Here is a 6,776-nt window from a genome sequence, read left to right as displayed (position 1 = left end):
AAGGAGGTTTCCTCCGGGCCCGTGCCGCGGGCCATCCCAGGGCCCGCCCCGAGTGATCGGGGCGGGCCTTTTTTGTGGTGGGGGAGATCGTGAAGGCCGGTGGTTTGGGCGGGTGCGGGTTTCGCGCGCGAGCGCGCTCCCACAGGGGCCGGGGGCGGGGGCGGCAGGAGATTTCCGCCGGGGTCGGCCAGAATCCGGGGGGAGGGAGTTTCGGCGCGACATGGTGCGCCGGGGCGGGGCGGAAAAAATTTGCCGGTGAGGCTAAAGGTGCTTGCCGCGCGGCCGTTACCGAAGTCAGGAGCGGATTACTGTCCGCGCGGTTGGCCCCCGTAACGGGGCTGTTGGCCCCGCCTCGGGGCCGCATGGAACGAGGAGAAACAGCCATGTCTCAGGTCATCAACACGAACGTGATGTCACTGAATGCCCAGCGCAATCTGAACAACTCCCAGAGCGCGCTGGCCCAGAGTCTGGAACGCCTGTCGTCCGGTCTCCGGATCAACAGCGCGAAGGACGACGCCGCCGGGCTCGCGATCTCTGAGCGCTTTACGTCGCAGATCAACGGCCTCAATCAGGCAGTGCGCAACTCGAACGACGGGATTTCGCTGGCGCAGACCGCGGAGGGGGCGCTGAATACGGTGAGCGATTCGCTGCAGCGGGCGCGCGAGCTGGCCGTGCAGGCAGCGAACGATTCCAACTCGCCGTCGGACCGTCAGGCCCTCAATGATGAGGTCCAGCAGTTGATGGACGAGGTCGGTCGGATCGCGAACAACACCGAGTTCAATGGGCAGAACATTCTGGACGGATCGGCCGATGATCTGTTCTTCCAGGTGGGTGCGAATCAGGGGCAGATGATCTCCGTTCAGAATGTCGATTCCCGGACCACGCAGCTGGGGGCTCAGGAGGTCGCCGGGGATGGTGCGGTGAAGGCGGCCGACGTGGAGGGCTTTGCCGGCAATATCGAGATCACCATTGATGGCACGAGCATTTCGGAGTTCGCTGATATTGAGGGGATCGGCGGTGACGAGAATTCCCCAGGAATCGACATCAGCGGCGCGGAGACCTTCGATGACGTGGTGCGTACCATCAATGCGGCCATCAGCCAGGTCGCAAGTAGCGGCGAAGACGATGCCGACAAATTCCGGGACGCCGGGCTCGAGGCCTCGATCCGGGTGAACGATCAGGGTGAAACCACGGTGGCGGTAACGGCCGCTTTCGATACCGATACCCTGGAGGTATCCGGGGGTACGATCACTGACGGCGACGAGGATCCCGCGATTTTCGGAAATGATGCTGAGCGTCAGGAGATCAATCTCACCGACATCAGCGTGACCAGCCGCGAGAATGCCACCCAGGCGATCGGCGCCCTGGACGGCGCGCTGGACCAGGTGAACTCGCTGCGTTCCGAGCTGGGTGCGGTGCAGACCCGGTTCGAGAGCACGATCTCCAACCTCGAGATCGGGGCGGAGAACCTGTCGGATGCGCGGTCGCGGATCATGGACGCGGATTTTGCCGCCGAGACCGCGGAACTGACCCGTGCGCAGGTCCTGCAGCAGGCCGGCATCTCGGTGCTGTCGCAGGCCAATGCGGTGCCGCAGAATGTCCTGGGGCTGCTGCAGTAAACTGACATATACGGCATGAGGCCGCCCCGGGGTCCGTTCTGGCTCCGGGGAGGGTCCGTGGAGGCCTTTCCATGACTGACATGATCAACAACAATCTGTCCGGATCGGCGAGTTACACGCAGCCATCGCTTTCGGGGGAATCGGGGAGCGGGCAATCGCCTTCCGGGGTCCCGGACACGCTGGGCGGCAGCGCGCCGGTCGAGCGGAAGGGAGATGCCGCGCCGGCGGGCAGCCTGTCCGAGGGGCGGCAGGACGCTTCCGGTTCGTCCGGGCGGGATGCGGGCGAATCGCCGTCCGCGGAGGACCTCGGACCGGTGGTCGAGTCGATCAATGCGTATCTGCAGAACAGCAAGCGCTCGCTGGAATTCAGTGTCGACGATTCCACTGGCCGCACCGTGATTACGGTGATGGACGGTGACCGCGACGAGATCATCCGCCAGATCCCGCCGGAACAGATGCTGGCCCTGGCGGAGCATTTCGAGAACGAACGGGATCTTGGCGGCACGGGATTTGTCGACAAGGCATGAGCGGTTCGGGCCTGGCGGCATTGTTCTTGCTGCGTCGAAGGCGTTATTGCGCTGGCCCGGTCCTTGTAGGAGCGCGCTTGCGCGCGAATGTGGATGTGGGGGCCACATGGTGGTCGTTTTCGCGGCTAAAGCCGCTCCTACAGTGACTCTTCTCATTCGAGGATGACCCGCGGGGGCAGGCTTGGGTCCATAATGATTCATCCGCTCAAGTTTTCGGCAGAAGGGCCGTTAACCTGGTCAGAAACGACGGGACACCCGCGCAGCGGGCAGGAAGGTAACGATCATGGCCATCAGTTCTCTCGGTGTCGGTTCCGGGCTGGATCTCAATCAGATCGTGGGCGATCTGGTGAATTCGCAGCGTGCGCCGCGCGAGGCCCGGCTGAACGAGCGCGAGGAACGCATCGAGGCGGAGATCTCCGCCTACGGGCAGATCAGCAACACCATGGACGGGATCGGTTCGGCCGTGTCGAGTCTGGCCGAGTTCGAGCCCGAGCAGTCGGTGTCGCTGACGAACGACGACGTGGCCAGTGTGTTCGTCACCGGCGATGCGCCGAACGGGGATTTCGACCTGGAGGTCAACCAGCTGGCCCGGGCGCAGACGGTGGCCTCCGATTCCGGGCTGTTCGAGGAGTCGAGCGACAAGGTCGGCGCCGGAACCTTCACCATCCAGGTGGGCGATGATGAAGAAGACGAGGTGACCATCGACGTGGGGGATGAGGATTCCCTGCGTGATCTGCGCAACGCGATCAATGACGCGGATGCCGGCGTGACTGCCTCCATCGTGAACGACGGTGACGGTCCGCGCCTGACGATGACCGCCGAGCGCACCGGAACGGAGAACACCATCTCGGTGACCGTGGACGGTGATGCGGATCTGCAGCGTCTGGAGAACCAGACCGAGATGGTGCAGGCCCAGGATGCCGAGGCCGTGATCAACGGGATGGCCATCACCAGCCCGAGCAACACGCTGGAGGACACCATCGAGGGCCTGTCCATCGACCTGGAAGCCGAGGGTTCCACGCGGGTGTCCGTCAGCGAGGATCGAGGGGAACTGCGCAATCAGCTGGAGTCGTTCGTCGAGGCGTATAACTCGATGGTCGGCGAGGTCAACGAGCTGACCAGCTTTGACGTGGAAGAAAACGAAGCGTCGGTTTTGACCGGGGATTCCACCGTACGCAGTGCACGCAGCCGTCTGAGCAATGCGCTGGTGGACCGTTCCGCGGTCGAGGGCATCAACAACCAGACCTTCGCGGATCTCGGCATCACGACCCAGCGTGACGGGACGCTGCAGTTCGATACGCAGCGGTTCGACGATGCGATGGAGCGCGAGGGTTTCGACGACATCGCCGCGGCGGTGCGCGACCTGGCCGGCGGGGTGGAAGACACGCTGGAGGGGATCACCGGGCGCGAGGGTTTGTTCCAGGTCCGTCAGGACGGGTTGCAGAACGAGCAGTCGCGGGTCGATGACCAGCGTGAACGGCTGGATGACCGGATCGAACGGCTGGAGTCCCGCCTGGTACGCCAGTTCTCCAGCATGGATACGGCCGTGGCCCAGATGCAGCAGACAGGGGATTACCTGCAGCAGCAGCTGGCCGGCCTGAACAGTATGGGTTAATAGACCTTGCGGGGTCACCGAACGGAGGCGAGCATGTACGGCATGAACACGAGAAAGAACGTCGATTCCTACCGCCAGGCGGGCATGCTGTCCGAGGTGCAGGTCGCGGATCCGCACCGTCTGGTGCAGATGCTGTTCGAGGGGGCGCTGGAGCGCATCGCGGTGGCCAAGGGTGCGATGAAGGCGGGAAATATCGCCTACAAGGGCGAGCGCATCGGCAAGGCGATCGACATCATCGACTCGCTGCGCTCGATGCTGGATGACAAGCACAATCCGGAGCTGGCCGAGCGCCTGGCCGCGCTGTATTCCTACATGCTGCGCCGCCTGACCGAGGCCAACCTGCACAATGATCCGGAGCGGCTGGACGAGGTGTCGAAGCTGCTGCGCGAGATCAAGGCAGGCTGGGACGAGATCCCGCCGGAATACCGCAACGCGTCCGCATCCCGCGCCAGCTGACCGTCTTGGACCCCCGTTCGCTGGCGAGTGCGCTGGATGATGTCCTGGGTCGCCTGCAGGCGGCCCGGGATGCCGAGGACTGGGAATCCCTGCCCGCGCTGGATGAGGAGGCGCGCGCGCTGATCCAGCGTGCCACGGCGAGCAGCGGAGACCGCCCTCCGCCGGGCGTCGACGCCGACGTGCGCGCGGCGCTGGAGCGGTTGTCCGAGTTCTATGCGGCCACGGTGCCGGGGCTGGCCGAACGGCGCTCCGAGACCGCGCGCGAGATCAAGGGCCTGCGTCAGGGCCAGCGGGCGGTGGGGGCGTATCAGAACACCCGCCGGGGCTGACCCGGCGCACCTCGTACACGTTATCCAGTGAATGCAGGCGGTCGAACAGGCCGCTCAGTTCGCCCAGGTCGGAGACCTCCGCCTCCAGTTCCATGCGCACGCTGCGATCCTCCGGATCGGTCTGCGTGTTGACCCGCAGCAGGTTGATCCCGCTCTGCGAGAATACCCCGCCGACCTCGGCGAACAGCCCTGGGCGGTCCTGCGCCTCCAGTTCCAGCGACACGATCTCTGTCTCGGGTTCGTCGCCCCAGCTGACCGGGATCAGGCGTGCGCGCTTGTCCTCCGGCAGGTGCAGGATGTTCGGGCAGTCGTCGCGGTGCACCGAGACCCCGGCGCCGCGGGTGATGAAGCCGATGATCGGGTCCCCGGGCTGCGGGTCGCAGCACTGCGCGCGGGTGGTGAGCAGACCGCCGACCCCGCGGATGCGGATGTCCTCGGCGTTGTGATCCGCGGCGTCGCCATCGCGGCGGCCCTCGCGGCGACGGGGGCTCGGCGCGGCGGGCGCCTCCTCGCGGCTCTTGTCGCGTTCGCGGCGCTCGCGGATCATCTGCGCCAGGCGTCCGGCGATCTGTCCCGTGGTGATGTCGCCGGCGCCCAGCGCGATCATCAGCTCGTCGAACCCGGGGTATTTCATCTGCCGCGCGAGTTCGTCGCGGTCGAGATCGGGGATGCGTTCGTGCAGTCCGAGACGCTGGCATTCGCGGTCGAACAGCTGCTTGCCGGTGGCGAGGTGCTCGTCCTGATGCTGCTGGCGGAACCAGGTGCGCACCTTGGCCCGCGCCCGGGAGGTGTTGAGATAGCCGAGGTTGGGGTTGAGCCAGTCGCGGCTGGGGCCGCCCTCGCGCGTGGTGAGGACCTCGACGCGTTCGCCGGAGCGCAGGCGGTAGGTGAGCGGGACGATGCGCCCGTCGACCTTGGCGCCGCGGCAGCGGTGGCCCACCTCGGTGTGCACGGCGTAGGCGAAATCCAGCGGCGTGGCGCCCTGGGCGAGGTCCAGCACGTCGCCCTGCGGGGTCAGTACGAACACGCGCTGGTGCAGCGGCTCGCTCTGGATCTCGTCGAGCAGGTTCTGGTCGGAGCCGTCGTTCTCCAGTAGCTGGCGCAGCGAGGTGATGGCCTGGTTCAGGGCGCGATCCTCGCGTCCGCCTTCCTTGTAGCGCCAGTGGGCGGCGACCCCGAGTTCGGCGAACTCGTCCATCTCGCGGGTGCGGATCTGCACTTCCACGACTTTGCCCTCCGGTCCCACCACCGCGGTGTGCAGGGACTGGTAGCCGTTGTCCTTGGGGTTGGCGATGTAGTCGTCGAACTCGCCGGGCAGGTGGCGCCAGTGGTTGTGCACCACGCCCAGCACGGTGTAGCAGGTCGCCAGCCGGTCCACGATCACGCGCGTGGCGCGCAGGTCGTACAGCTCGGACAGCGAGGTGTTCTTGCGCTGCATCTTCTTCCAGATGCTGTAGATGTGCTTGGGCCGGCCGAACACCCGGGCCTCGATCCCCGCATCGGCCAGGTGCTTTTCCAGCATCCGGGTGAAGCGGGCGACGTATTCCTCGCGCTCGGTGCGGTTCTCCTCCAGCCCGCGCGCGATATCGCGGTAGGTCTCCGGTTCGAGGATGCGCAGCGAGAGATCTTCCATCTCCCACTTGAGCTGGCCCACGCCCAGCCGGTTGGCCAGCGGGGCGATCACGTCCAGGGTCTCCTGTGCCAGCGCGCGGGCACTGGCGTCGGGTTCCTTGACCACCAGGCGCAGGTGCTGCACGCGGAACGCCAGCTTGATCAGCACCGCGCGCACGTCGTCGACCATGGCCATCAGCATGCGGCGCAGGCGCTCGGCCTGTTCGGGCCGGCCGGCCGGGGTCTCGAAGCGGCGGCGGACCAGTGCGGAGACGTTCTCGGTGAGCTGCGCGACGCGTTCGCCGTAGTCCCGGCGCAGGGCCTTTGCGTCGGCGTGGCCAGCGAGAAAGACCGGGACCAGCAGGGTGGCGATCAGGGTCTGACGGTCGACGTTGAGGTGGCGCAGGATCTCGGCGACATCCAGCGCATGCGCCTCCAGACCGGCGGCGTCCACCGACTCCAGCGCGCGGTCCAGTGCGGAGGCGAGGGCATCGTCCGGGGCGGTGTCGCCGGCCAGACGCTGGAGCAGCCGGTCACGATCCAGGCCGAGGAGTTCAGTGTTGGTCAGCAGGGAATGGCGCATCGCGAGGACCGTGTGGGGCGCGGGGATGGGACGCGC

At 66.3% G+C, this 6,776-nt stretch carries 6 protein-coding genes; 5 read left to right on the top strand and 1 reads right to left on the bottom strand.

Features of this window, described 5'->3' with window-relative positions; translation table 11 throughout:
• Positions 1-383 precede the first annotated feature (383 nt).
• The 5 genes from F787_RS0102000 to F787_RS0101980 all read left to right on the top strand — a co-directional run bounded on the left by F787_RS0102000 (position 384) and on the right by F787_RS0101980 (position 4,546).
• Positions 384-1,619 (top strand): flagellin, encoded by a 1,236-nt coding sequence (locus F787_RS0102000; RefSeq protein WP_028491167.1) that lies wholly within the window; start codon positions 384-386, stop codon positions 1,617-1,619.
• 71 nt (positions 1,620-1,690) lie between these two features.
• Positions 1,691-2,146, top strand: a complete 456-nt coding sequence (locus F787_RS17090; RefSeq protein ID WP_231373384.1) for a flagellar protein FlaG — start codon at positions 1,691-1,693, stop codon at positions 2,144-2,146.
• 283 nt (positions 2,147-2,429) lie between these two features.
• The gene (gene fliD / locus F787_RS0101990) at positions 2,430-3,761 is read left to right on the top strand and encodes a flagellar filament capping protein FliD (RefSeq protein WP_028491165.1); all 1,332 of its coding nucleotides are present in this window, start codon (positions 2,430-2,432) and stop codon (positions 3,759-3,761) included.
• Between the two features lie 33 nt (positions 3,762-3,794).
• A complete protein-coding gene (gene fliS / locus F787_RS0101985) occupies positions 3,795-4,217 on the top strand; it encodes a flagellar export chaperone FliS (RefSeq protein WP_028491164.1) in 423 nt (140 codons plus the stop codon).
• A 5-nt stretch (positions 4,218-4,222) separates the two neighbouring features.
• Positions 4,223-4,546: a flagellar protein FliT gene (locus F787_RS0101980; protein ID WP_028491163.1), complete on the top strand. Its 324-nt coding sequence runs from the start codon at positions 4,223-4,225 to the stop codon at positions 4,544-4,546.
• Here F787_RS0101980 and F787_RS0101975 read toward each other — a convergent pair.
• Positions 4,485-6,740, bottom strand: a complete 2,256-nt coding sequence (locus F787_RS0101975) for a bifunctional (p)ppGpp synthetase/guanosine-3',5'-bis(diphosphate) 3'-pyrophosphohydrolase (protein ID WP_028491162.1) — start codon at positions 6,738-6,740, stop codon at positions 4,485-4,487. The genes F787_RS0101980 and F787_RS0101975 overlap by 62 nt on opposite strands.
• Positions 6,741-6,776 lie beyond the last annotated feature (36 nt).

The organism is Thioalkalivibrio sp. ALE19 (assembly GCF_000428605.1).
Taxonomy (GTDB): domain Bacteria; phylum Pseudomonadota; class Gammaproteobacteria; order Ectothiorhodospirales; family Ectothiorhodospiraceae; genus Thioalkalivibrio.
The sequence above is the reverse complement of the archived record's forward strand: the minus strand, read 5'-3'. Positions and strand labels throughout refer to the sequence as shown.